Source organism: Prosthecodimorpha staleyi (genome assembly GCF_018729455.1).
Classification (GTDB): Bacteria; Pseudomonadota; Alphaproteobacteria; order Rhizobiales; family Ancalomicrobiaceae; genus Prosthecodimorpha; species Prosthecodimorpha staleyi.
Genome location: NZ_JAHHZF010000012.1, coordinates 117,284 through 142,220, shown reverse-complemented (window position 1 = coordinate 142,220; position 24,937 = coordinate 117,284). Strand labels below are relative to the sequence as shown.

Sequence of the window (24,937 nt, the reverse complement as noted above, 5' to 3'; positions counted from 1 at the left end):
CCGGAAGGGTCTATCGGGTGGGCGGCGCGGCGGGCGCCGCCCGGCGCCCGAGACGACTGCCCTGTCGGCGGCCGAGATCGTCGATCCGGCCCGCCACGACGACATGGCCATTGCGGTCGCGCGCCGTCTCGGCGGCACCTCGAATCTCTGGGCCGGCCGCTGCCAGCCGTTCGACCCGATCGATTTCGAGCCGCGGGCGATGGTCGGCGATGCCCGCTGGCTGTTCGGCCTCGACGAACTGGCGCCCCACTATGCCGCCGCCTGCGCCTATGCCGGCTGCGGTGCGCCGGTCTTTCGCGATCCGCTGCCGGCTTCCGGCCGTGCCGCGCCGGACGACGCCTTCGATGCGGGGCGCCTGGAGCGCTTCAGCAACCAGCCCAAATTCCACAAGGCCCATGCGGCCGCGCTGGAGGGCGATCCGCACATCGACCTGCGGCTGAATGCGACCGTGGTCGACGCGGTATTCGCGGAGACCGGCCGGATCGCCGGCCTCGTCGTGGCCGGCCCGGACGGGACCCGGTATAGGGTGGCCGCCGATCGGGTCGCCATCGCCTGCGGCGGCCTTGAATCCGCGCGCCTGCTGCTCGCCTTCCGGCGCGACCGGTCGGATCGGTTCGGCGGGGCCGACGGGCCGCTTGGGCGCGGCTATATGGGCCACCTGATCGGCGAGGTGGCCGACATCACCTTTGCGGATGCGGCGACGGAAGCCGCCTTCGATTTCTATCGCGACGGCCGCGGCTCCTATGCCCGCCGCCGGATGATCCCGTCCGACGCGCTCCAGCGTGCCGAGGCCCTGCCGAATGTCTCCTTCTGGCCCGTGGTGGCGCCGAGCGCCGATCCGCGCCACGGCAGCGCCATCCTGTCCGCCGTGCTGCTCGCCCTGTCGGTCGGGCCGCTCGGGCGAATGGTCGTCGCGGAGGCGATCCGCAGGCGGCATGTTCCCGACCGCTTCAACCGCTGGCCGCATGTCGTCAACGTTCTGAAGGGGCTGCCGGCGGCCGCGGCCTTCCTGCCGGCTTTTCTGTTGCGCCGGCGGTTCGCCCGCGAACGCCTGCCGGGCTTCTTCGTGCGCAATGCCGCGCGCACCTATGGGCTCTCCTATCATGCCGAGCACTGGCCGGACCGGGCCAGCCGCGTCTGGCTGACGGGCGAGACAGACCGCCTCGGCCTTCCGCGGCTCGGCATCGACCTGCGCTTCGCGCGCGACAATGCCGAAGGGGTGGTGCGTGCGCATGATGCGCTTAAGGGCTGGCTGGAGCGCACCGGCCTCGGCCGCATGGCCTGGCGCGGCCCGCGCGAAATCGCGGTCGACTCGATCCTCGCCAAGGCGTCCCACGGCACCCATCAGATCGGCGTCGCCCGCATGGGCGTCAGCCGCACGACGGCAGTGGTCGACGGCAACCTCGCCTGCTTCGACTGCCCGAACCTGCATGTCGTGGGAACGGCCGTGCTGCCGACCTCCGGCCAGGCCAATCCGACCCTGACGGCGATCGCCCTCGCGGTCCGACTTGCCGCCCATCTCGCCGGTTCAGGCCGATAGGTCCCGGGCGCCTGACGGCGGGCGCCAAGGGGGCGGCCGGCCGCGGGGAATCGGTCATCGGGGCATCGAGCAAGGCGGCATCAGGCGACGCAAAAAAGCCGCCCGAAATCGAGCGGCTCTTCGCAAGGCCAGTCAGTCGGCCGGAACGGCCAAGATCACTTGATCTTGGTTTCCTTGAACTCGACATGCTTGCGCGCGATCGGGTCGTACTTGGTGAACGACAGCTTCTCGGTCTTGGTGCGCGAGTTCTTCTTGGTCACGTAGAAGAAGCCGGTATCGGCCGAGGAGAGCAGCTTGATCTTGATGGTGTTGGCCTTGGCCATGGAGGCACCTTCCGGGTGGCGGGCCCGGCATTCGGCGTGCCGGTCCGATGAAGTCGGATGCAGAAGGCCCGCGTGATGAGCGCGGGCCCGCTGACGTTGGGCGGATAACTGACCGATGCGCGCCGGATTGTCAAGCGCGCGCGCCGTCCCGGGAACCGGCACGAACGATCGCGACCACGGCCAGATAGGCCAGAAAGAACACCGCCGTGACCAGGATCGCGCCATGCGGCGCGAAGGCGTCGAGACCGAGCCCCATGGCTGGCGGACCGGCCATCATGCCGACCGCATACATCATCACGAAGGTGGCGTTGGCGGCGGCCAGATTGGCGCCGGAATAGCGCGCGCCGAGATGGGTCAGGCCGACGGTGTAGAGCCCCGCGATGATTCCGGCCCAGACGAACACGACGGCGAGCAGCGCCGGAAAGCGATCGGCCACCAGCGGGATCACAAAGGCGCCGGCCAGCCCGGCCAGCGCGCAGGCAACGAGCACGGTGACGCGGTCGATTCGATCGGCGATGAGCCCGATCGGGATCTGCAGGGCGACGTTGCCGAGCGCCGCCGCGGTCACGATCAGGGCCGCCTGGCCCTCCTCCAGGCCGAGGCGGAGGCCGTAGACCGGCAGGATCGCCATGGCGCCCGATTCGACCGCGCCGAACACCAGGGCCGCCACGCTGGCGATCGGCACGCCGACCACGAAGGCGAAGACCGAACGGCGCTTGCCGGTCTGGTGCAGGTCCGGCCGCTGCCCGCGCGCGAACAGGACCGGGATCGTCGCCAGCGCGATGATGGCGGCCCCCAGCCCGAAGGGCAGGAAGCCGTGGCTGCCGACGAAGCGCAGGATCAGCGGCCCGACCGCGAAGCCGAGTGAAAGGACGGTGGCATAGATGCCCATCACCAGACCGCGCCGCGCGCCGGGAGCGAGCGAGGCGATCCAGAATTCCGACAGCACGAAGGCCGTGCCGAGCGCGCCGTGGAAGACCAGCCGGAGCGGAAACCACAGGCGGAAATCGGTCGCGAAATAGAAGCCGATCAGCGCCACCGCGGTGGTCAGCAGCGCGCCGATCAGCAGCCGCATGGCGCCGATCCGGGCCGCCAGCGGCGTCACGAAGGGCGTGATTGCCAGCGCGGCAAACCCGGCCACGGCCGTGTTGAGCCCGATCCAACTGCCCGTGATGCCGCGGCTTTCCAGCACCAGCGCCAGCAGAGGCAGGCCGAGACTGAGTCCCGCACCGACGCCGCCCGCCGACGCGATCATGGCGACGAGAGCCGCTGTCCGGGCGCCGTTGTCGGGGGCGGAAGCGGACAGGGCGGAAGGCCCGGCGGAGGCGCCGGCCGCCCGGACAGACGGCTCGGTCATGTTAGATCATGCTGCGCTGGAAGGTCTTGCCGACCCAGCGGTAGTAGGGGATCGGCGCCGTCGGATCGAGCGCCGGATCGGAGGCGAGCCGGTCCTCGATCTCGTCCAGGATGGCGACCGTGATCGGCGGGATCTGCGTCTTCTTGGCTTCCTCGATGGTCAGCCAGGCGACGTCCTCCAACTCGCCGGAAGGGCCGACACCGGCCTCCAGGCGATCGACGACGTCGCCGGCGAAGCAGGCGAAGAAGCGAGTGTCGAAGCGGCGCGGCCGGCGCGGCGGCGTGATGGCGCGGGCGACGAAGCGCAGCCGGTCGAGGGCGATGGCGATGCCGCGCTCGGAGAAGGCCGCCATGTCGCCCTTCAGGGACGGGGCGCCGCGCTCCATCCGTGTCCCGATGAACAGGCCGGCCTCCTCGAAGGTCTCCCGGATGGCGGCCACCCCGAAGGCGCGGGCGCGCGCAGCCGTCTTCGGCCGCTTCAGGTCGAGGTTGATCTTGGCCGCGGTCGCCTCGTCATAGGGGGCGGCGACGGGGACGAAGGAATCCGCCGCATCGACCTTGCCGCCCGGGAAGACGTAGGCGCCGGGAAAGAAGCGGTGGCGCATGTGCCGCCGGCCCATCAGCACCCGCAGGGGCGCGCCGGCCGTGCGGTCCAGGATCAGCAGCGTCGCGGCATCCTTGGGGCGTTGGTTGGCGTGGGTCGTGTCGCGGATTTCATTGTTGAGCTTGGCCAGGCGATCCGAAAGTCCTGCCACCGCCTTCTCGTTCATGTTGCCGGTCCACCCGTCTGCCCGCTCGGGGCGTCGTCCTCGGCGCCTCCGGGATGGAACCCGTGCATATAGAGCGCCCATTGCAGGCCGATGATGGCGCCCTTGATCGGACGCAGCAAGGCGACCGAGAGGATGAGTGTCAGCGGCAGCCAGAGCGCCGCATGGATCCAGAGGTCCGGGTGCCAGAGCTTCTCGACGAAATACATCGCCGGAACGACGACGTGGCCGACGATGAAGATGGTGACATAGGGCGGAAAGTCGTCGGCGCGGTGGTGGTGCATGGCCTCTCCGCAGGCCGGGCATTGGGCCGCGACCGTCACGAAGCCGTCGAACAGACGGCCCTCGCCACATTTCGGGCAGCGCCCGAGCGCGCCGCGCCGCATCGCCAGCCCGACCGGACGCTTCGGCAGCGCCGGCTCCGCTGCGCCGTCTCCATAGACCAAAGACATTCCGACCCCTTTCCCGGCCTGCAGGCCGCCCGACCTGTCGCAGGCCGCCGCATTTCAGCTCCGAAGCCTGTCCGCGGATGCCGCATCGCGAAAGTCTAGCCGCGTCCCGGCCGCCCGCCGGACCCGCGACTGCGGTCCGTCCGTCCGGTCCGGACGCCCGCCGGACGCCCGGCGCGCCCGCCCGGTCCGCCCGGACGGCGCCCCGGCGCCTTCTGGTACGCGCCTTCGCTCAGAAGTTCAAATCGCAGCGCCCCTGCAAAAGGCTGGGCCTCGACCAGTTTGACGTCGACCCGATCGCCGAGCCGCCAGGTCTCGCCGGTCCGCTCGCCGATCATCGAGCGGGTCTTCTCGTCGAAAAGGTAGTAGTCTCGGCCGATGGTCGAGGCCGGGATGAAGCCGTCGGCGCCGGTCTCCTCCAGTCGCACGAACAGGCCGGACTTGGTGACGCCCGAGATGCGCGCCCGGAAGGTGGCGCCGATCCGGTCCATCAGCCAGCGCGCGATCAGGCGGTCGATCGTGTCGCGCTCGGCCGCCATGGCGCGCCGTTCGGCGGCCGAGATCTCCGCGCCGATCGCCGTCAGCTTGTCGTCGATGGTTTCCGGCAGGCCGTCCCGGCCGAGCCGGAGCGCGCGGATCAGGGCGCGGTGCACGATCAGGTCGGCATAGCGGCGGATCGGGCTGGTGAAATGCGCGTAGCGCCTCAGATGCAGGCCGAAATGGCCGATATTCAACGGGTTGTACTCGGCCTGGGCCTGCGAGCGCAGCACCACCTCGTTGACCAGCCCGGATTCCGGCTTGTCGACGAAACGCGCCAGGATGCCGTTGAAGGCCGCCGGCTTCAGACCGCCCTTCATCCCGATCTTGACATCGAGCGTGGCCAGGAAGTCCTTGAGGCCCTGCAGCTTTTCCGGCGAAGGCTGGTCGTGGATGCGATACAGCAACGGCGTGTGGTGCTTCTCCAGCGTCTCCGCCGCGGCCACATTGGCCATGATCATGCATTCCTCGATCAGCTTGTGGGCGTCGAGGCGCTCGGGAATGACGATCCGGTCGACCGTGCCCTCAGGGGTCAGCAGCACCTTGCGCTCGGGAAGGTCGAGGTCGAGCGGCTCGCGTGCGTCGCGGCCGCGCTTCAGCACCGCATAGCCGGCCCAGAGCGGCTTCAGCACGCCTTCGAGGAGCGTGTCGGTCTTGGCGTCCGGCCGCCCGTCGATTGCCGCCTGGGCCTGCTGGTAGGAGAGCTTGGCGGCCGAACGCATCATGATGCGGTGGAAGCTGTGCTGCTGCTTGCGCCCGTCGGCGCCGAAGATCATGCGCACGGCGAGCGCCGGGCGGTCCTCCTTTTCGCGCAGCGAGCAGAGATCGTTGGAGATGCGCTCCGGCAGCATCGGCACGACGCGGTCGGGGAAATAGACCGAATTGCCGCGATGCAGGGCCTCGCGGTCCATGGCGGTGCCGGGCTTCACATAGGCGGCCACGTCGGCGATGGCGACGGTGACGACGAAGCCGCCCGGATTGGCCGGGTCGGTGTCGGGCTCGGCATGGACGGCGTCGTCGTGGTCCTTGGCGTCGGGCGGGTCGATGGTGATGAGCGGCAGGCGGCGCCAGTCCTCGCGCCCGTCGAGCCCGACCGGCGTGGCGGCCTCGGCCTCCTTCAGCACCGCGGACGCAAAGACATGCGGAATGTTGTGCGAGAACAGGGCGATCTGGCTGACCGCCTTCTCCGACGCCGTCGAGCCGATGACCTCGCGCACCCGGGCGCGCGGCAGGCCGAGCCGGCCGGAGCGGATCACGTCGAGGGCGACCAGATCGCCGTCGCGGGCCTCCTTCAGGTCGGCCTCGGCGACGGTGAATTCCTTCGACTTCTTGTCGATCGGCATGATCCGGGCGCCGCCCGGCTGCAGGCGCACGATGCCGAGCGCGGCGGCGGGCTTGCGATCGAGGATGCGGGTGACGCGCCCTTGAGCCCCGATGCCTGCGGGCAGCGCCTCGTCGGATTCGGTCAGGCGCAGGAGCACGCGGTCGCCGACGCCGGCATGGGGCACGCCCGGCCGCTTGGAGCGCTCGGGCATGAGCAGGATCTTCGGCGCCGGGCCGAATTCGTCCTCGTCCCATTCGTCCGGCACGGCCAGCAGCTCGCCGTCGCCGTCGCGGCCGACCACGTCGGCGACCAGTACGGCCGGCATCTGGCCGGCCGGCGCCAGCTTGCGCCGATGCCGGGTGACGGTGCCGTCCTCGGCCAGTTCCTTCAGGAGCTTCTTCAGGGCGATCTTGGCGCCGCCCGTGATGCCGAAGGCGCGAGCGATCTCGCGCTTGCCGGCCTGCCCGGGATGCTCGGCCAGGAAGGCAAGGATTTCGTCGCGGGTCGGGAAGGTCGGGGCGGCGGTGGATTTCGGGCTTCGGGCCAAGGTTTCGGTTCCGGTTCGATCAGGATGCGACCATAGCCCCGATTGCCCGGTCCTGTCGTCCCGTTCCGGCGCGGACCTGGCTGCGGATCCCGCAGCGGTCCTGGATCCGGCGGATCGGGGCCGCGTGGCCCCGACGATCCCGGCGATCAGTTGATCAGCCGGCCGCCTTCTTGCGCGGTGCCGCCTTGTCGGACTTGGCGGCGGCAGCCTTCTTTGGGGCCGCGGCCTTCGGCTTGGCCTTGGCGCCCGCGGTCGATTTTGCAGCGGCGGCCCGGGCGGGCTTCGCGGAGGCCTCGCCGTCCGGGGCGGCCTTGTCCTTGGCGGCCGGCTTGGTCGACGCCTTCGCGGTTCCCGTCTTGGCGGCACCGCGGGCGGGCTTCTTTGCCGGGGCGTTGGCGGCGCGCTCGGCGAGGAGCGCGGTCGCGATCTCCATCGTCACGGTCTTCGGGTCCATGCCTTTCGGCAGGGTCGCGTTGACCTTGTCGTGGTTGACATAGGGGCCGTAGCGGCCGTCGCGGACGGTGACCGGGCCGCCGAGCGTCGGATGGTCGCCGAGTTCGGCCAGGGCGGCAGGGGCGGAGCGGCCCTTGCCGCGGCTGGCGGCCTTCTCGGCGATCAGAGTCACGGCGCGGTTGAGGCCGACGGTGAAGACCTCGTCGACGCCGGGCAGGTTGGCATAGCCGCCGTCATGCAGCAGGAACGGCCCGTAACGGCCGATGCCGGCCTGGATCGGCTTCTTGGTCTCGGGATGCAGGCCGACCTCGCGCGGCAGGTTGAGCAGCGCGAGTGCCTTTTCCAGGTCCAGGGTCCCGGCATCCCAGCCCTTCGGCAGGCTGGAGCGCTTCGGCTTGTCGCCCTCGCCGAGCTGGACATAGGGTCCGAAGCGGCCCGACCGCAGCGTGACGACCTGTCCGGTCGCCGGATCGGTGCCGAGTTCGCGCATGCCGTCGACGGCGAGCGCCGGATCGGCGGAATCGCCTTCGGCGCCGCTCGCCTGCAGCTGGCGGGTATAGCGGCAGTCGGGATAGTTCGAGCAGCCGATGAAGGCGCCGAACTTGCCGAGCTTCAGCGACAGCCGGCCGCCGCCGCAAGTCGGGCAGGCGCGCGGATCGACGCCGTCGCCCTTGTCGGGGAAGATGTGCGGGGCGAGCAGGGCGTCGATCGCGTCCAGCACCTGGCCGACGCGCAGATCCTTGGTCCCGTCGATGGAGGCCGAGAACTGGCGCCAGAAGTCGCGCAGCACGTCCTTCCAGGACAGTTCGCCGGCCGATATCTTGTCGAGGCTCTCTTCCAGCCCGGCCGTGAAGCCATATTCGATATAGCGCTCGAAGAAGCTCTCCAGGAAGGCGGTGACCAGCCGGCCCTTGTCGCCGGGGATCAGGCGCCGCTTCTCCAGCGTCACATAGTCGCGGTCGCGCAGCACCTGCAGCGTCGAGGCATAGGTGGACGGCCGGCCGATGCCGAGTTCTTCCATCTTCTTGACCAGGGTCGCCTCGGTGAAGCGCGGCGGCGGCTCGGTGAAATGCTGGTCGGCGGTGATCTTGCGCCGGGCGAGATCGTCCTTCTCGCGCATCGCCGGCAGGCGCTTGCCCTCTTCGTCCTCCTCGTCGTCGCGGCCTTCCGCGTAGAGGGCGAGGAAGCCGTCGAAGCGCACCACGCTGCCGACCGCGCGCAGGTCGCAGCGCTCGGACCCGTCCTCGGCGACGATCTCGACTGTCGTGCGCTCCAGCACGGCGGCCTCCATTTGGCTGGCGACGGCGCGCTTCCAGATCAGTTCGTAGAGCTTGGCCTGCTCGGCATCGAGGTAGCGGGCGACATCGCGCGGCCGGCGCGTCAGGTCGGTCGGCCGGATCGCCTCGTGGGCCTCCTGGGCGTTCTTGGCCTTGGTCTCGTAGTGGCGCGGCTTCTCGGGCAGGTAGCGGGCGCCGAAATCCTCGCCGATCACCTGGCGGATGCCGGTCACGCCTTCCGGGGCGATCTGCACGCCGTCGGTTCGCATATAGGTGATCAGGCCGACGGTCTCGCCGCCGATGTCGACGCCCTCGTAGAGCTTCTGGGCGGTCTGCATGGCGCGGCTGGCCGACAGGCCGAGCGCATAGTTGGCCGCCTGCTGCAACGTGGAGGTGGTGAAGGGCGGATAGGGGTTGCGCCGGACCGGCTTCGATTCCACCGAGGCGACGCGGAAGGTCGCGCCTTCCAGCATGGTCCGGATCTGGCCGGCCTCGCCGCCGGTCTTGACATCGAGCCGGCCGAGCTTGCGGCCCGAGAAGGCGGTGACGCGGGCGTCGAACTCCTCGTTGGCCGGCGTCGCCAGGCGCGCCACGATCGACCAGTATTCCTGGGCGACGAAGGTCTCGATCTCCAGTTCCCGGTCGCAGATCAGGCGCAGGGCGACCGACTGGACGCGGCCGGCCGAGCGGGCGCCGGGAAGCTTGCGCCACAGCACCGGCGACAGGGTGAAGCCGACCAGATAGTCGAGCGCCCGGCGCGCCAGATAGGCGTCGACCAAATCGACGTCGATCGCGCGCGGATGGCGCATGGCCTCCAGCACGGCCTGCTTGGTCACCGCATTGAATACGACCCGCTCGACCGGCTGCGCCTTGAGGGCACGCTTCTCTTTGAGGATCTGCAGGACATGCCAGGAGATCGCTTCGCCCTCCCGATCCGGGTCGGTGGCGAGGATCAGCTTGTCGGCGCCCTTCACCGCCTGGGCGATCTCGGCCAGCCGCTTGGCCGACTTGCCGTCGATCTCCCAGTCCATCGCAAAATCTTCGTCCGGGCGGACCGAGCCGTCCTTGGCCGGCAGATCGCGCACATGGCCGTAGGACGCGAGCACGGTGAAGCCGGACCCGAGATACTTGTTGATGGTCTTCGCCTTGGCGGGGGATTCGACAATGACGACGTTCATGGGTTCGGGTCGCTCGGCGGCTATCAATTGTGATATGAATGGCCGGCGAGTGCCGACATGCGAATGTCCGGAAGCGCCAGCGCCCCTCGCGGTCGCGCTCCGGAACCCTCGACCGGCGAGGGAACTGGCGGACGACTTCCGGCCAGCGGCGTCATGCATGAGCCGGGCCGCCCTTCAATTGGACGCATGCGGGGTCCCGGTCAAGCCTCCCTGCGGAAGGCAGCCTTCGCAGGTACACGCGACATGCAACCTGCGATAGATAGACGTTCAGTCAACTCGTATTAGTATGAGATCGGGCGCGGCAGGCCGCCGTGCCGGAAGTCCTGCCGAGCGCGCTGCCGCTGGGGAGGACGCGCAACGGCTGCGGCGCATGGCACGGGATCGGGGCTGGTGCATAGATGGATATTTCGGTTGAGAAGGCGCACAGGCGGGGGGATGCCGCAACCTATGTCGAGCAGGTCGCATCGGAATTGCGCGACCTCGCGGTCCGCAACGACCTCGATTTCCTGGCCTACATGCTGGATATGACCCGTCAGGCCGCCGCGATGGAATCCGCCAAGTCGCGCCGTCCGTCGACGGTCGCGACGGCAAAGTGATCCGTCTCCTGTGGCGGGTATGCAACGCCGCGCATCCGAGCACGCCGGATGGTCTCTCGGCCATAAACGTGCCCCCGTGCAGTCACGATCCTTCGCAAAGGTCTGCATGACATCGTGCAGGGCACAGGTTGCGAAATGGTCTCTTCTCTTCGGGCGCGTCGGCTCGGCGCGCTCGCCGTCTCCCTGACCACGGCTTTGGTCGCCGGCTATGTCGCGTCGAGTGGCGGCGAACTGCAGCCGGTCGCCTTGCCGGTGGTATTCGGCGTCGCCCTTGCGACGGCGATCGAGCCGCGTCTGTGGCTCGTCCATCTGACCCTGGTCGCGATCGGTCTTGCCGCTTTCGACATGGTTCCCGATCTCGCCCGCGGCGGCATGGACCGATTCAGTTTCGATCTCCGCACGAGCCTGTCCGCGCTCGGCCCTGCCTTCATAGGGGCCGCAATGGTGCGGCTGGCATGCCGTTCGGCCATGTAGCCGCCCGACGGGCACAGTGCAGACCCGCTCCGACTTCGCGGCTCCGGCGACCTTCCCGGCCCCGGCAGGTCGATGCCGGCCGCCGGTCGAGACCGGCCGGACGGCTACGAGGCCGGGTAGGTGTAGTCCACGATCCCACGGGCATCAAAACGGGCATCGAGCATGCCGTAGCTCGCCCGCCAGCCGCCGGCGAGGCGGGTATCGATGAAGGCATCGGTGATCGCACGCGGCGCGAAGCGGTGCAGGGCGGCGGCGGCCGTGGTGATGGCCAGTTGCTCGACGAAGATGCGGGCCGATCCCGGATCGTCCATGCAGGCATTCGCGGCGCCGCGAATCGCTTCCGCCGAAGCGCTCGCCTCGCGGCCGAGCACGGCGGTCACGTCGCCGAGGACGGCGTCGAGGGTTTCCGGCACCGATTCGATCATCGATAGGGCTTCGAGGGCGAGCTGATTGCTCGCGCCGCCCCAAATGCCGAAAGCTTGGGCATCGCGATAGGCTCGTGCCGCTTCCGAGCTTTCCGTGTAGCCGTTGATGCCCTGGCACTCCAGAGCCTCGGCGGCGATCATCGGGGCGACGCGGCCGATCCAGAACTTGGCGACCGGGATCATCAGGCGGGCGATGGCGTCTTCGATCACGTCGCTGGCGGCGCGGTCGCGGGCATTGGCGAGACGGATAACCAGCGCGGTCGCCGCGGCCACGTCGATCGCCATATCGGCCAAGACCCGCGCCATCAGCGGCTTGTCGAGCAGGCGCGTGCCGCCGGAGGCGCGATGCCGCACATGATGGACGGCATTGGCCAGCGCCCCGCGCATCACGCCTGTCGCCATGACGGCCGCGTCGTGGCGCAGGGTCAGATGGGCGTCGGCAACGAGCTTCGCCCCGTCGCCCTCGGCGCCGATCAGATGGGCCTCGGCATCGGCAAACTCGACCTCCGCAATTCCATTGCCCCGGAGCCCGATCGTCTCCTTGAGCCGTTGGATGCGGACCCGATTCAAACTTTCGTCCCGGCGGAAGCGCGGGACCAGGAATACGGAAGGCCCCCCGGCCGCGTCGGCGAGGACGATCAGCGCATCAGCCATCGGCCCGGACATGGCCCATTTGTGGCCGATCAGACGATAGCGGCGGCCTTCGAAGCGGGACGCCTGGGTCAGGTTGTCGACCCCCGGCACGCTGCCCTGCTTCTCAGTCAGGGCGAGAGAGAGCGTCAGCCCGGCCTTGCTGGCGGCGGGCTGGGGACGGTGGTCGTAGCGTCGGCCGGCGATCCTGGACATCCAGGGTTCGGCGAATTCCGGCGCGACGAGCGCGATGCCGGCCGCCGCGCAGGTCGTCGTCCACGGCACCAGATGGCTGCATTCGGTCTGCGCGGTCATGTAGAGCCGCGCCGAGCGCATGGCGTGGGCGCGGCCGGAATCATCCTCGCGGTCCGCCTGCCAGATCGAGATGCCGAGCCCGGCCTCTGCGCTACGCCGCATCAGCGCATGGTAGGCGGGGTGATACTCGACCAGGTCGATCCGGCGTCCCTGGCCGTCATGGGTCCGCAATTGGGGGGGATGGGCATTGGCAAGCCGCGCCAGTTCCCGCGCCTCGGCCGTGCCCCAGAAGCCGCCATGCTCCGACAGCAGCCGTTCACCGGTCTCGTCGAGAGCCGCCTCCAGGGCGCCGTAGAGGATCGGATCGGTCTCGAACACGTTCCGCACCGGCAATTGTGGCGGCTGGTTGTAGACGTCGTGCGTCTCAAAAGCCGAAGGAGCCATCCGCCTGTCTCTCGATTCGTGCCCTTTTCATGGAGACTAACACGCCGGAGCGAAAGCCAAATCGTTCACGCAGGGGGGATTGCCGCGGCAGGCAGCGGGCATGTAAACGTCCCTTGCAAATTGTTGCCTCAAGTATACCACACAGTTATCGCTGCGTAACATTTTGACAGTGCGGGGCGACCGGCGTATGGTAACTATCAGACCCGCTGTTTGAATACATCGGGTAATCAACCTCCTGCGCGCCGCGCGGGGGCAGCCCGGCCAAGCCATGCGCTCCGGGCCTTTGGATCGGGCACGATCTCCGGGTGGGATCGTGCCCTTTCCTGTCTGGTGGATGCGGTTCGCGAAGGTCCGTTCTGACGGTGCAGGCTTCATTCGCCTTCGGCTCCCGGCGTCCCATCCCGGTCTCCCGGCACCAGTTGGCTGAGTCTTGTGAATCTCGGCCGCAGCAGGGCCGGGTGGATGGGGGAGGGGCGGCGCCGATCGACACCCTCTCGGATTTCGGTGGATAGGCAATCTTGAGGCGGTCTCGTCCCTTGCCGACGGCAGCCGTTCCACCTATAGCGACGGCTTTAATGATCAGCTCCGAAACGTCCGCCCGCGCGCCTTTCGCGCACAAGCACCTCCTCGGGATCGAAGACCTCGCTCCCGACGAGATCGTCGCCCTTATCGATCGCGCGGAAGCGCAGATCGAGGTCTCTCGACAGGTCGAGAAGAAGCGCACCGTCCTGCGTGGACGCACGCAGATCAACCTGTTCTTCGAGGCGTCGACCCGAACGCAGTCGTCCTTCGAGATTGCCGGCAAGCGCCTCGGCGCCGACGTCATGAACATGTCGGTCGCCTCATCGTCGGTGAAGAAGGGCGAGACCCTGATCGACACCGCGACGACGCTGAACGCCATGCACCCGGATATCCTTGTGGTGCGCCACCATGCGGCCGGGGCGGTGCATCTGTTGGCCCGCAAGGTGTCGTGTTCGGTGGTCAATGCCGGCGACGGCGCGCACGAGCACCCGACCCAGGCGCTGCTCGATGCCCTGACCATCCGGCGGCACAAGGGCACCATCCGCGGGTTGACGGTGGCGATCTGCGGCGATGTCGCCCACAGCCGGGTGGCACGCTCCAACATCATCGCCTTGAACGCACTCGGCGCGCGCGTCCGCGTCATCGGCCCCTCGACCCTGATGCCCCGGGGCATCGAGCGGATGGGGGTCGATGTCTTTACGGACATGCGCCGGGGACTGGCCGATTGCGACATCGTCATGATGCTGCGCCTGCAGCGCGAGCGCATGGCCGGCGCCTTCGTGCCCTCGGTGCGCGAGTATTTCCACTTCTGGGGTCTCGACCAGGAGAAGCTCGGCCATGCCAAGCCGGACGCCTTGGTGATGCATCCCGGCCCGATGAACCGCGGCGTCGAGATCGACCCGGAGGTCGCCGACGGGCCGCAGAGCCTGATCGCCGAACAGGTCGAAATGGGCGTCGCCGTACGCATGGCGGTGCTCGAGACGCTCGCCGAACACCTTCCGAACGCGTGACCGGAGACGCCGCCTTGTCCATCTCCGAGGTCTCTTCACCCCGCGGCCGCCGCGGCGACGACCGACCGCTGGTCATCACCGGGACCCGCGTCGTCGACCCGACGCGCGATCTCGATGCGGTCGGAACCGTCGTGGTCATCGAAGGCCGCATCGCGGCGGCCGGCCCGGACGCACTGAACCAGGGCGTTCCGGATGGCGCGGAGGTCATGGACGGAGCCGGTCGGCTGGTCCTGCCCGGTCTCGTCGATGCCCGGGTCTTCGTCAGCGAGCCCGGTCACGAATATCGCGAAACCTTCGCGTCGGCGAGCCGGGCGGCGGCGGCCGGCGGCGTCACCACCATGATCACCATGCCGGATACCGATCCGGTCATCGACGACCCGGCCCTGGTCGATTTCGTCATGCGGCGTGCCCGCGACACCGCGGTGGTCCGCGTGCATCCGATGGCGGCGCTGACGCGCGGCTGCCTCGGCCAGGAGATGGTCGAGATCGGCCTCCTGCAGGATGCCGGCGCGGTCGCCTTCACGGATGGGCGCCGCTCGGTCGCCAGTGCCGCCACCATGCGCCGGGCATTGACCTATGCGCGTGATTTCGGCGCGCTGGTCGCCCATCACGTGGAGGATGCGACGCTCGCCGGCAGCGGCGTCGTCAACGAGGGCGAATTCGCAACCCGGCTCGGCCTGCCGGGAATTCCGCGCGAAGCCGAGACCATCATGCTCGAGCGCGACATGCGGCTCGTCGCGCTGACGCGGGGGCGCTATCACGCCGCACAGGTCTCGACCGCCGCCAGCGTCGACATCCTGCGCGCCGCCAAAGGGCGCGGGCTCGATGTCACCGCCGCGGTCTCCATCGCGCATCTGACGCTGAACGAACTCGACATCGGCACCTACCGGTCCTTCCTGAAGCTGTCGCCGCCACTGCGCGCCGAGGACGACCGGCGAGCGGTGATCGAAGGGCTCGCCGACGGGACCATCGATTTCGTGGTGTCCAGTCATGATCCGCAGGATGTCGAGACCAAGCGCCATCCCTTTGCGGAATCGGCCGACGGCGCCGTCGGCCTGGAGACCCTGCTGGCCGCGGCGCTGCGTCTGGTCCACAATCGCGATATCGGCTGGTCGACGCTGGTCGCCGCGCTGTCGACGCGGCCTGCCGCGCGTCTCGGCCTTGAAGGCGGCACGCTGAAGCCGGGAGCGCCGGCCGATCTGATCGTGGTCGATCCGCAGGTCGGCTGGGTGCTCGACCGGGCGGCTCTGCTGTCGCGCTCGAAGAACACCCCCTTCGAGGATGCCCGCTTCGAAGGCCGGGTGCTCCGGACCCTGGTTGCGGGGCGCACGGTGCACGCCTACCGTTGACCGTCGCCATTCCGTCCGCCGCCCGCTTCCGGAAACGCCCATGCCCGATCTCGCCTCCGCCTTTCCCCTGCTCGCAGTCGCCGCGCTATACGGCTACCTGATGGGCTCGGTGCCCTACGGGCTGCTGATCACCAAGGCGGCCGGGCTCGGCGACGTGCGCAATATCGGCTCCGGCAATATCGGCGCCACCAACGTCTTGCGCACCGGCCGCAAGGGGCTCGCCGCCGCAACGCTGCTCGCGGATGCGCTCAAGGGCACGATCGCGGTGCTGGTCGCCGGGCGCTTCGGGCAGGACGCCGCGCTCGCCGCTGGCGCGGCCGCACTGATCGGCCATTGTTTCCCGGTCTGGCTCGGCTTCAAGGGCGGCAAGGGGGTTGCGACCTATCTCGGCGTGCTGGCGGGCCTCTATCCGCCCGGGCTTCTGGTCTTCGCGGTCGTTTGGCTGGCCGTCGCCTTTTTCAGCCGCTATTCTTCGGCCGCCGCGCTCAGCGCCATGGTGCTGGTGCCGCCGGCGATCTGGTTCGGCCCCGGCATCGCCTTGTCCGCCGAGAAACGGACCGCCTTCGAGGGCGATCATCGGGTTGCGGTGGTCATGGCGGCGATGAGCCTGCTGGTGATCGCCAAGCATCACACCAATATCAGGCGCCTGCTCACCGGCACCGAGACCAGGATCGGCTCGAAGGGGTAGGGGTGCGATCCGCATCGCCCCCGAGGCGAGCGGCCAATTCCATTCGACGGTGGCGTCATCGGACCTTCGGATCGGCTACCGCGATCCGAGGGCTCTCGTTTTGGGCGCCGAGTGCGCCGCCCCCCACATGCGTGCGTTCTCCAGACCACCGCTCGATCCTTCGCGGGCGATGGTTCGGGCCGGCGATGCCTATCCGCAAGCCGGCACCCGGTCGACCGACGGCCGCACGGCATCCCTTCGACGACGCGACGAAATCCGGGTGCAGCGAAAATGAAAACCCCGCCAGGCCGGAAGCCTGGCGGGGTGAAAGCAGTCCGGACGGGCTCTCGCGCGGTCAGCCCTTCTTGGCCCACCAGCCGGAACGCTTCGGCTTCGACGGATCGATCTCGGTCGAGGTGAGTTCGGTCCGAACGCGGGCCGGCGGTGCGGGCTCCGGCTCCGGCGCGGGCTTGGGTGCAGCCGGTTCGGCGACCGCAGTCGGCTCGGGCTTCACCGCCGGGATCTCGACGGCGTCCGCCGTCTCGACCGATGCGGCGGCGGTTTCCGGCGCGGCCGCATCGCCATCCGCGGCCTGCGCCGCAGCCGCCTCGGCAGCCGCTTCCGCAGCCTTCGCCTTGGCCGACTTGCGCGGCGTCCGAGGCTTGGCCGGCTTGGGCTCCTTGGCGACCGCTTCTGTCTCGGTCGCGGCGTCCTTTGCGGAAGCCGTGCCCTTCGCGGAGGCGGCCTTGGCGCCGGCCGCCTTGCGGGTCGACTTGCGGGCGGCCTTGGCCGGCGCCGGTGCCTCACCCTCGGCGATCGGCGTCTCCGCCGCAGCCTCGTCGGTCACGGCTTCGGCGACGGGCTCGGACGCGACATCCGACGGCATCGGCGTCTCGATTCCGCCTTCGTCCAGTTCCTGGGCCGTCGGTCCGGTATCGATCTCTCCGTCGCCCGCAAACTCCCCGTCACCCGCGAAGCCTTCCTCGCGCTGATCACGGGTCTCGCCCGGCAGGCCGCCGTCCTCGCCTTCGCGACGATTGCGACGGCCGCCGCGGCGTCCGCGGCGACGGCGCTTGCGCGCCTCGTTGTTGGCGTTCTGGCGGTCGCCCTCGGCACGCGGCGTGCGGTTGCCCTCGGCATCGCCCTCGTCGTCGCCATCGGCGTCATCGACGCCCTCGCCTTCGTCCTCGTAGGAGACGCGGTCGGAAGCGTCGTCGTTGTCGGCCGCCTGTGGCGCGGCGCCCTGCACCTGGCCCTCGCCGTTGCGGCCGCGGCCACGCCGACGCCGGCGGCGCTTGCGACGATTGGCGCCTTCACCGTCGGTCTCCGCACGCGGACTGCCCTCGCTGCGGCGCCCGCCGTCGCTCTCGGCCTCGCCCTCGGCTTCGATCTCGTCCTCGTCGATCTCGTCCTCGATCTCGTCTTCCGGCTCCACCGTCTGCGGCGTGACCTGGGCGGGCGGCGGCGGCGCGATGGCCGGCCGGCTGACGGGTTCACCCTTCTCGACGACGAACAGATGGCCGCCCGTGGAGGCGTGATCGTCGGCCAGGATGGTGATGTCGAGGCCGAAGCGCCGTTCCAGGTCGGCGAGATGCGCGCGCTTCTGGTTGAGGATGTAGAGGGCCACGCCGGTGCGGGTCCGCACGATCAGATCGTTGGTCACCGACTTGATCAGCGCCTCCTCCAGGCTGCGCAGGACATGTAGCGCGACCGACTCGGTCGACCGCACCATGCCGGAGCCGCCGCAATGCGGGCAGACGATCATGGAGGATTCCAGCACGCCTGTGCGGATGCGCTGGCGCGACATCTCCATCAGGCCGAAATGCGAAATCCTGCCGACCTGGATGCGCGCACGGTCGTTCTTCAGGCAATCCTTGAGCTTGCGCTCGACCGACCGATTGTTGCGCTTCTCCTCCATGTCGATGAAGTCGATCACGATCAGGCCGGCCAGATCGCGCAGGCGCAGCTGCCGGGAGACCTCCTCGGCGGCCTCCAGGTTGGTCTGCAGCGCGGTATCTTCGATATTGTGCTCGCGCGTCGACTTGCCCGAGTTCACATCGATCGAGACCAGCGCCTCGGTCTGGTTGATGATGATGTAGCCGCCCGAGCGCAGGGTCACGCGCGGCGAGAACATCGCATCGAGCTGGCTCTCCACGCCGAAACGGGTGAAGACCGGAGCCGGCTCCTTGTAGGCCTGGACGTTCTTGGCATGGCTCGGCATGAGCATGCGCATGAAGTCCTTGGCCTCGCGATAACCGTCGTCGCCGGCAACCAGGATTTCGTCGATATCCTTGTTGTAGAGATCACGGATCGACCGCTTGATCAGGCTGCCTTCCTCATAGACGAGCTTGGGCGCCTTGGAACTCAGGGTCAGTTCGCGCACATTCTCCCACAGGCGCAGGAGATATTCGAAGTCGCGTTTGATCTCGGCCTTGGTGCGGGCGGCGCCGGCGGTGCGGACGATGACCCCCATGCCCTCCGGAACTTCCAGCTCCTGGGCGATCTTCTTCAGGCGCTTGCGGTCGGTCGGATTGGTGATCTTGCGCGAAATGCCACCACCGCGTGCAGTGTTCGGCATCAACACCGAATAGCGGCCGGCGAGCGACAGATAGGTGGTCAGAGCGGCGCCCTTGTTGCCGCGCTCCTCCTTCACCACCTGCACCAGCAGAACCCGGCGGCGCTTGATCACTTCCTGGATCTTGTAGTGGCGCTTCAGCTTCGGGGCCGAACGGCGCTCGGGCAGTTCCTCGAGGGCGTCCTCCGAGCCGACCGATTCAACCTGGTCCTCATCGCCGTCGCCGTCGTCGGCGGCATCGTCGCCGTTATTCGCGGCCGGCTTGGCGCGGCGCGGACGGCTGTCCTCGCGGTCCTCGGCCGAATGCATGCGCGACTCTTCCTCGAGCAACGCCACGCGGTCGGCATGGGGGATGTCGTAATAGTCCGGATGAATCTCGGAGAAGGCCAGGAAGCCGTGCCGATTGCCGCCGTAGTCGACGAAGGCGGCCTGGAGCGAGGGCTCCACGCGCGTCACGACGGCGAGATAGATGTTACCTCTGAGCTGCTTCTTGTTGGCGGCCTCGAAGTCGAATTCCTCGACCCGGCTGCCGCGCACCACCACGACCCGGGTCTCCTCCGGGTGGGTGGCGTCGATGAGCATCTTGTTGGCCATGGATGAATTGCTCCGCGGCCCACGCGCCAAAGCCCGGCAACCGCATGCGGTGACCGGGCTCAGGGGAGGCCGTCTTGTTGGGATTCATGAGAATTGACAGGTCGGTCGCGGAGGCGGCGAAACGCGTGGGCACGGACGGACAGTGACGGTAGAGCGTCCGGACCTGTGCCGACCCCCCTTCCGTCACGCTGCGACCGTTCGTACCCCTCATGGCCTCGGCATGGACCCTGTCGCTCGAGTATGTCCGCCGACGCGTGCCCCGCGCAGCGGTGGAGCCAGCCTCCCGACGCGCCCTCGCGAGGCAGCCGTTCGGGACGGTTGGCGGTTTTTGTTTCGCGTCGGAGCCGGACGGTATACGCACGGCACGTCGGCGGATGCTCCGATGTCCGCGCAACAGCGCCGGCAAGGAGCCCCGGAGACGCCTCCCGGTCGAACGTCCGGTGGGAAGATCACGATGCTCAAGCGCTCCTCGTGGTCGGCCGCTCTGGCGAACCTGACGGGCACTCGGTCGCGACATCGTTTACCGGACGCATGTTCGGACGGAGGACGGATTCCTTGTCCCCATCTTTTAAGGAGGCCGGTACTCCATTGCAAGGAAAAGCAGCGTGCCTCATCCAAACCCTTCGACCGTCTCGACGGTTGCTGTCGCGCGGCTAAAGTGCGGTTGATCCGGCATGACGAGTGGGGGGAATAGGGTGGCGACGACGCTGAAGATGACCCGGGAGGAGGTTTCCGACTTCCTCGACCGCGAATTTCCGCAGATTCACATCGGCGGGCGTGCCTTTTCGATCGACGACCTCTCGCCTGGAATAGCCGTGATGCGCCTGAGCGCGCAGGATCGGCACCTGCGACCCGGCGGCACAGTGTCGGGGCCGTCGCTGTTCGCCCTTGCCGATCTCGCCGCCTATGTGGTGGTGCTCGGCCATCTCGGGCCGGTCGGGTTGGCGGTGACGACCAGCGCGACGATCAACTTCTTGTCAAAGCCCGACCCCGGCGATCTTCTGTGCACCTGCCGTATCCTGAAGGCCGGCAAGCGGCTGTTCGTGGTCGAATGCGCGACGCGCGCCGAGGGCAGCGATACGGTCGTCGCGCATGTCACCATGACCTACTCGATCCCGACGCGATGAGGGGGCTTCGGATCGGGTCTGGCGAGACTTAGAATTCTCTTAGGCGATGGATCGATTCCGTGCCGGAACGCCGCCCGAAAGGGTTCTGCGTCTTAGGGATTTCCCAAGTCCTTCCGTGGATTGTCACCGTCCGGCCACAGTCCGGACGCTGCGTCCGTCGGGCTCTATCCGCCGGTTGCGGGGCGGATCACGGAGCGGCACTCTTCGGGGCAACTGGGGGATGCGAAGATGACGTTGAATCGGTCCGATCGCCGTGTGGTTGCCGCACCGTTGGCTGGATGGCTGCTTGCCTGCGTTGCTGCGACGCTTTTGACCTGCGCGGCGAGCGGCGCACAGGCGGCCTCCGCGAAGGCCCCCGTCAAGCCGGCGCCGGTCGCGGCGGCCAAGCCCGCGCCGGCACCTGCGGCGGCGGTCGAAGTCGAGGACGACGGTTTCGAGGTCGAGGACGCCTTCGGCTTCAGCCAGGGCGCGGCCACCGCCGGCGAGGGCAAGTGGGAGGCGAGCTCGACGCTGACCGGCGCCTTCGGCCGTTCCAAGGGCAGCTATCGCGCCTTCCAGACCGAGACCGAGGCCGAATACGGCATCACCGATCGCATCCAGATGGGCTTTGCGGCCTTCACCGACGCCCATCGCGTGCGCAAGGTTCCGGAGCTCGACAACATTTCCAGCTTCGGATTTGACGGACTGTCGGTCTCGCCGAAGATCGCCATCCTGCAGAAGGATATCGACGGCCCGGTCGGCTTCGCGGTCGAGGGCGAGCTCGAATGGCGCCGCCACGATGAGGCGAGCGGCCAATCCGGCCGATTCTATCAGGGCGGATTGACGGCGCTGAGCGACTGGGTCGTGATGCCCAACACGCTCTATGCGGCCGCCAATGCCGGCTTCGAGCTCGGCCGCGGCCGCGAGAACGGCGAGGCCTGGGAGAGCGAATCCTCGGTCTTCGCCTCGGGCGCGCTGTCCTGGCGCTTCACTAAGCGGGCCACGGTCGGCGCCGAGGCGCGTCTCGAATCGGCTTTCGAGGACGTGTTCGGCAAGCGCGAGGGGACGGCCCTGTACCTGGGGCCGACCTTCTTCTGGAAGATCAGCGGCAAGGTGTCGGTCGCGGCGGCCTGGAGCACGCAGGTCTGGGGCAACGGCCCGGACAGCCACGGCCGGCTCAATCTCGATGCCTTCGACCGGCATCGCGGCATGCTCAAGGTCGGCCTCGAATTCTGACGGCAACATCATACCGTATAGCGGTATTATATGGCCACATAGTTCTAACATTATGATCTTGAACGGATAATTGGATTTGACGCGCCCAATGTGACGCTTGACTTGTGGGCTTCGTGCCAGTACATCAGACCCCGAACGCGGCGGCCGGCGACGGCCGTCGTCTCGTTTTCGGACGATCCCGCAGGGTTCGCCCGATCCGTGCCGGGCGCCGAGGTGCCGGCAGCGGGTCCGGGAGGGCAGGGGAGCCGGTCCGACTCCTTCTACCTTTCTCCTGAACCAGGACGAAACCCATGAGCACCTATTCGGCGAAGCCGGCCGAGGTGGAGAAGAAGTGGATCCTGATCGACGCCGAAGGCGTCGTGCTCGGTCGCCTCGCTTCCCTCATCGCCATGCGCCTGCGCGGCAAGCACAAGCCGACCTTCACGCCCCATGTCGACTGCGGCGACCATGTCATCGTGGTCAATGCCGACAAGGTCGTGCTGACCGGCAACAAGTATAACGACAAGGTCTACTACTGGCACACCGGGCATCCCGGCGGCATCAAGGAGCGGACCGCGCGCAAGATCATCGAGGGCCGCTTCCCGGAGCGCGTGCTCGAGAAGGCCGTGCTGCGCATGCTGCCGCGCGGCCCGCTGGCCCGCAAGCAGATGACGCATCTGAAGCTCTATGCCGGCGGTTCGCATCCGCATGACGCCCAGCAGCCGGTGGCGCTCGATGTGAAGTCGCTCAACCGCAAGAATGTGGGGGCCTGATCATGACCGAAGTCCAGTCTCTCTCCGAACTCGGCCAGGCCATGGGCGTCGCCGCCTCCACGCAGGCGGCCGCTCCGGTGCATGAGCGCAAAGTCGACCAGCTCGGCCGTGCCTATGCCACCGGCAAGCGCAAGAATGCGGTCTCCCGCGTCTGGCTGGTTCGCGGCTCGGGCAAGATCACTGTCAACGGCAAGGACTTCACGAGCTATTTCGCTCGCCCGGTCCTGCAGATGCTGATCATGCAGCCGATCCTGGCGGCCAACCGCGACGGCCAGTTCGACGTGATCGCCACCTGCGAGGGCGGCGGTCTGTCCGGCCAGGCCGGCGCTCTGCGCCACGGCATCTCCAAGGCCCTGACCTATTTCGAGCCGGAACTGCGCGGCGCTCTGAAGCCCTACGGCTTCCTCACCCGCGACAGCCGCGTCGTCGAGCGCAAGAAGTACGGCCGCGCCAAGGCCCGCCGCAGCTTCCAGTTCTCGAAGCGCTGATCGGTTCCGATCGGCTTTCGCCACGGTTTCGAAGCGCCCCCTTGTGGGGCGCTTCGTCGTTTTCGGGTGGGCGTCTGCCGATGGGCGCGGGAGGGCTGGCCGCTCGCGCGGGAGCATGCTAGCCATCGGCCATGGCCGAGCCCACCAACGATCCCCTTCGCCCGCGTCCGACCGACAATGCCGTGTTCGGGCCGTCGCTGCTCGGCGGCGCGGCCGAGCCGACCTATGGCGGCGTGTTGTCCTTCATGCGGCGGCGGCTGACGCGCGATCTCGCCGGCGTCGATGCGGTCGTCTGGGGCATCCCGTTCGATAGCGCCGTCTCCAACCGCTCCGGCGCCCGCTTCGGTCCGCAGGCGATCCGTCGGGCCTCGGCGATCTTCGACGGCGACCCGCAATATCCCTTCGAGGCCGATCCCTTCGCCGCCCTCGCGGTGGTCGACTATGGCGACGCGGTCTGGGACTACGGCCGTCCCTGGGAGGCGCATGGCCTGATCGCGCGCCAGGCGCGCGAGATCCTGGATGCCGGCTGTCATCTTTTCTCGCTCGGCGGCGACCATTCCGTCACCTGGCCGCTGCTCAAGGCGCATGCGGCGGTCTACGGCCCGCTCGGCCTGGTCATGTTCGATGCCCATCAGGACACCTGGCCCGACGACGGCGAGCGGATCGACCATGGTTCCTTCGTCCTGCGCGCCGTGCGCGAGGGGGTGATCGATCCGGAGCGTTCGATCCAGGTCGGCATCCGCACCCATGCACCGGAGACCTGCGGCATCGAGATCATCCACGGCTACGAACTCGACGATATCGGCATTTTCGGCGTCATCCGCCGGATCGAGAACCGCGTCGGCTCCGGGGCGGCCTACATGACCTTCGACATCGACTGCCTCGATCCGGCTTTCGCGCCCGGCACGGGCACGCCGGTGGCGGGCGGGCTGTCCTCGCGCGAGGCGCTGTCGATCCTGCGCGCGCTCGGCGATATCGGCTTCGTCGGTGGTGACGTGGTCGAAGTGGCGCCGGCTTACGATCACGCCGACATCACCGCCATCGCGGCTTCGACGGTCGCACAGACCTATCTCGGCGTCCTGGCGGAAAGCCGTCGCGGCGACTGATCCGATTTCGTTAGCCGGCAATGACGCGCCGCCGATTGCCCAGGAATGATGCGGTACGACGTTACGGCCTGCCGCGCGAAACGGCTTTTGCCGACGCGCCGACCCGAGTAGCATCCCGGCGGGTGGGCGTGTCACGACGGGGACCGGATGGCGGAGGAACATCAGCAGCGGCAGAATGCTGTCACGCAGTTGCGCAACAATTTCGTGACCGGCATCGTGGTGGTCGGCCCGCTGGCGATCACCTTCTATATCGCTCGATCGCTGATCGACTGGGTCGATGCGACCGTCAAGCCGCTGATCCCGCCGTCCTGGAACCCGGATACCTATCTCCCCTTTGCCCTGCCGGGCTTCGGGCTGCTGGTCGGCATGATCGGCATCACCATGCTGGGCGCGGCGACCGCCTCGCTGATCGGCCGCTCGCTGATCTCCTATGGCGAGCAATTGCTTGACCGCACGCCCTTCGTTCGCCCGGTCTACAAGACGCTGAAGCAGGTCTTCGAGACCGTGGTCGCCAATCGCGCCAACAGCTTCACCCAGGCCGGCCTGATCGAATGGCCGCGCAAGGGGGTGTGGTCGATCGTCTTCGTCTCGGCCCCCGCCCGCGGCGAAATCCGCGCCCGGCTCGGCCCGGATTCAGACTTCCTGACCGTCTTCATCCCGACCACCCCGAACCCGACCGGCGGCTACATCATGTTCGTGCCGCGCCGCGATGTGATCCTGCTCGACATGTCGATCGAGGATGCGGCCAAGCTGGTCATTTCCGCCGGCCTCGTGGTGCCCGAGGAACGCCTGCGCTTCCCCGTCGCCGACACGCCGGGCTGAGGGCAGCGCACATTCAGTGCCCGCCCGGAAACCGCAATCCCGGCCGAAGCGCAGCGGAGAGCCGGGACCCACTCTGCTGGCGACGCGCCTTAAGCTCATGTTTTTGGGGATGAAGTTGATGTCGCTGTGAGGCGA

Annotated in this window: 19 protein-coding genes and 1 pseudogene; 12 read left to right on the top strand and 8 right to left on the bottom strand. The window is 68.4% G+C overall.

What is annotated here, in order from left to right; genetic code table 11:
* The coding region (locus tag KL771_RS22435) for a GMC family oxidoreductase (RefSeq protein ID WP_261970742.1) at positions 1-1,540 on the top strand (1,540 nt) is incomplete at its 5' end.
* A 155-nt stretch (positions 1,541-1,695) separates the two neighbouring features.
* On the opposite strand, the gene rpmG is transcribed toward KL771_RS22435, so the two are convergent.
* The 6 genes from rpmG to topA form a co-directional block, all read right to left on the bottom strand.
* Positions 1,696-1,863 carry a 50S ribosomal protein L33 gene (gene rpmG, locus KL771_RS22430; RefSeq protein WP_140940805.1) on the bottom strand — a complete coding sequence of 56 codons (168 nt, stop codon included), beginning with the start codon at positions 1,861-1,863 and terminating at the stop codon, positions 1,696-1,698.
* A 130-nt stretch (positions 1,864-1,993) separates the two neighbouring features.
* On the bottom strand, positions 1,994-3,220 hold the full coding sequence (locus KL771_RS22425; RefSeq protein ID WP_261970741.1) for an MFS transporter: 1,227 nt from the start codon (positions 3,218-3,220) through the stop codon (positions 1,994-1,996).
* 1 nt (position 3,221) lies between these two features.
* The gene (locus KL771_RS22420; RefSeq protein ID WP_261970740.1) at positions 3,222-3,989 is read right to left on the bottom strand and encodes an NUDIX hydrolase; all 768 of its coding nucleotides are present in this window, start codon (positions 3,987-3,989) and stop codon (positions 3,222-3,224) included.
* Complete coding sequence (locus KL771_RS22415) at positions 3,986-4,438, bottom strand: DUF983 domain-containing protein (protein ID WP_261970739.1); 453 nt, start codon at positions 4,436-4,438, stop codon at positions 3,986-3,988. The genes KL771_RS22420 and KL771_RS22415 overlap by 4 nt, the downstream gene beginning before the upstream one ends.
* A 95-nt stretch (positions 4,439-4,533) precedes the next feature.
* Positions 4,534-6,843, bottom strand: a complete 2,310-nt coding sequence (rnr, locus tag KL771_RS22410) for a ribonuclease R (RefSeq protein WP_261970738.1) — start codon at positions 6,841-6,843, stop codon at positions 4,534-4,536.
* 154 nt (positions 6,844-6,997) lie between these two features.
* Complete coding sequence (topA, locus tag KL771_RS22405; RefSeq protein WP_261970737.1) at positions 6,998-9,751, bottom strand: type I DNA topoisomerase; 2,754 nt, start codon at positions 9,749-9,751, stop codon at positions 6,998-7,000.
* Between the two features lie 398 nt (positions 9,752-10,149).
* Between topA and KL771_RS22400 the strand changes: the two genes are divergently transcribed.
* Both KL771_RS22400 and KL771_RS22395 read left to right on the top strand, forming a co-directional pair.
* On the top strand, positions 10,150-10,347 hold the full coding sequence (locus KL771_RS22400) for a hypothetical protein (RefSeq protein WP_261970736.1): 198 nt from the start codon (positions 10,150-10,152) through the stop codon (positions 10,345-10,347).
* A 135-nt stretch (positions 10,348-10,482) separates the two neighbouring features.
* Positions 10,483-10,821: a hypothetical protein gene (locus KL771_RS22395; protein ID WP_261970735.1), complete on the top strand. Its 339-nt coding sequence runs from the start codon at positions 10,483-10,485 to the stop codon at positions 10,819-10,821.
* A gap of 104 nt (positions 10,822-10,925) precedes the next feature.
* Here KL771_RS22395 and KL771_RS22390 read toward each other — a convergent pair whose 3' ends face one another.
* Positions 10,926-12,575, bottom strand: coding sequence for an acyl-CoA dehydrogenase family protein (locus tag KL771_RS22390; protein ID WP_261970734.1), 1,650 nt, complete (start codon positions 12,573-12,575; stop codon positions 10,926-10,928).
* 575 nt (positions 12,576-13,150) lie between these two features.
* On the opposite strand from KL771_RS22390, the gene KL771_RS22385 reads away from it, so the two are divergent.
* The 3 genes from KL771_RS22385 to plsY are packed head-to-tail and all read left to right on the top strand — an operon-like array spanning position 13,151 to position 16,144.
* On the top strand, positions 13,151-14,107 hold the full coding sequence (locus tag KL771_RS22385) for an aspartate carbamoyltransferase catalytic subunit (RefSeq protein WP_261970733.1): 957 nt from the start codon (positions 13,151-13,153) through the stop codon (positions 14,105-14,107).
* Between the two features lie 14 nt (positions 14,108-14,121).
* The gene (locus tag KL771_RS22380) at positions 14,122-15,456 is read left to right on the top strand and encodes a dihydroorotase (protein WP_261970732.1); all 1,335 of its coding nucleotides are present in this window, start codon (positions 14,122-14,124) and stop codon (positions 15,454-15,456) included.
* 40 nt (positions 15,457-15,496) lie between these two features.
* Positions 15,497-16,144, top strand: coding sequence for a glycerol-3-phosphate 1-O-acyltransferase PlsY (plsY, locus tag KL771_RS22375; protein WP_261970731.1), 648 nt, complete (start codon positions 15,497-15,499; stop codon positions 16,142-16,144).
* Between the two features lie 997 nt (positions 16,145-17,141).
* Here the strand turns inward: plsY and KL771_RS22370 are convergent.
* Positions 17,142-19,292: pseudogene (locus KL771_RS22370) on the bottom strand (Rne/Rng family ribonuclease); the annotation flags it as partial.
* Between the two features lie 713 nt (positions 19,293-20,005).
* On the opposite strand from KL771_RS22370, the gene KL771_RS22365 reads away from it, so the two are divergent.
* From KL771_RS22365 to KL771_RS22340, 6 genes are all read left to right on the top strand, one after another.
* Positions 20,006-20,419: a PaaI family thioesterase gene (locus tag KL771_RS22365; RefSeq protein WP_261970832.1), complete on the top strand. Its 414-nt coding sequence runs from the start codon at positions 20,006-20,008 to the stop codon at positions 20,417-20,419.
* 228 nt (positions 20,420-20,647) lie between these two features.
* The gene (locus tag KL771_RS22360; protein WP_261970729.1) at positions 20,648-21,634 is read left to right on the top strand and encodes a hypothetical protein; all 987 of its coding nucleotides are present in this window, start codon (positions 20,648-20,650) and stop codon (positions 21,632-21,634) included.
* Between the two features lie 290 nt (positions 21,635-21,924).
* Positions 21,925-22,386 carry a 50S ribosomal protein L13 gene (rplM, locus tag KL771_RS22355; protein ID WP_261970728.1) on the top strand — a complete coding sequence of 154 codons (462 nt, stop codon included), beginning with the start codon at positions 21,925-21,927 and terminating at the stop codon, positions 22,384-22,386.
* 2 nt (positions 22,387-22,388) lie between these two features.
* The gene (gene rpsI / locus KL771_RS22350) at positions 22,389-22,874 is read left to right on the top strand and encodes a 30S ribosomal protein S9 (RefSeq protein ID WP_261970727.1); all 486 of its coding nucleotides are present in this window, start codon (positions 22,389-22,391) and stop codon (positions 22,872-22,874) included.
* 131 nt (positions 22,875-23,005) lie between these two features.
* Positions 23,006-23,980, top strand: a complete 975-nt coding sequence (speB, locus tag KL771_RS22345) for an agmatinase (RefSeq protein ID WP_261970726.1) — start codon at positions 23,006-23,008, stop codon at positions 23,978-23,980.
* Between the two features lie 147 nt (positions 23,981-24,127).
* Positions 24,128-24,802, top strand: a complete 675-nt coding sequence (locus tag KL771_RS22340; protein ID WP_261970725.1) for a DUF502 domain-containing protein — start codon at positions 24,128-24,130, stop codon at positions 24,800-24,802.
* The last annotated feature ends 135 nt before the right edge of the window (positions 24,803-24,937 follow it).

Bases quoted from the DNA above. Each gene is read 5' to 3' on its own strand.
- KL771_RS22395 (WP_261970735.1), top strand. From the start codon at position 10,483: ATGGTCTCTTCTCTTCGGGCGCGTCGGCTCGGCGCGCTCGCCGTCTCC.
- rplM (WP_261970728.1), top strand. From the start codon at position 21,925: ATGAGCACCTATTCGGCGAAGCCGGCCGAGGTGGAGAAGAAGTGGATC.
- KL771_RS22420 (WP_261970740.1), bottom strand. From the start codon at position 3,989: ATGAACGAGAAGGCGGTGGCAGGACTTTCGGATCGCCTGGCCAAGCTC.
- KL771_RS22400 (WP_261970736.1), top strand. From the start codon at position 10,150: ATGGATATTTCGGTTGAGAAGGCGCACAGGCGGGGGGATGCCGCAACC.
- KL771_RS22340 (WP_261970725.1), top strand. From the start codon at position 24,128: ATGGCGGAGGAACATCAGCAGCGGCAGAATGCTGTCACGCAGTTGCGC.
- KL771_RS22390 (WP_261970734.1), bottom strand. From the start codon at position 12,575: ATGGCTCCTTCGGCTTTTGAGACGCACGACGTCTACAACCAGCCGCCA.
- topA (WP_261970737.1), bottom strand. From the start codon at position 9,751: ATGAACGTCGTCATTGTCGAATCCCCCGCCAAGGCGAAGACCATCAAC.
- KL771_RS22360 (WP_261970729.1), top strand. From the start codon at position 20,648: ATGACGTTGAATCGGTCCGATCGCCGTGTGGTTGCCGCACCGTTGGCT.
- KL771_RS22425 (WP_261970741.1), bottom strand. From the start codon at position 3,220: ATGACCGAGCCGTCTGTCCGGGCGGCCGGCGCCTCCGCCGGGCCTTCC.
- rpsI (WP_261970727.1), top strand. From the start codon at position 22,389: ATGACCGAAGTCCAGTCTCTCTCCGAACTCGGCCAGGCCATGGGCGTC.
- speB (WP_261970726.1), top strand. From the start codon at position 23,006: ATGGCCGAGCCCACCAACGATCCCCTTCGCCCGCGTCCGACCGACAAT.
- KL771_RS22415 (WP_261970739.1), bottom strand. From the start codon at position 4,438: ATGTCTTTGGTCTATGGAGACGGCGCAGCGGAGCCGGCGCTGCCGAAG.
- KL771_RS22365 (WP_261970832.1), top strand. From the start codon at position 20,006: ATGACCCGGGAGGAGGTTTCCGACTTCCTCGACCGCGAATTTCCGCAG.
- plsY (WP_261970731.1), top strand. From the start codon at position 15,497: ATGCCCGATCTCGCCTCCGCCTTTCCCCTGCTCGCAGTCGCCGCGCTA.
- rpmG (WP_140940805.1), bottom strand. From the start codon at position 1,863: ATGGCCAAGGCCAACACCATCAAGATCAAGCTGCTCTCCTCGGCCGAT.
- KL771_RS22385 (WP_261970733.1), top strand. From the start codon at position 13,151: ATGATCAGCTCCGAAACGTCCGCCCGCGCGCCTTTCGCGCACAAGCAC.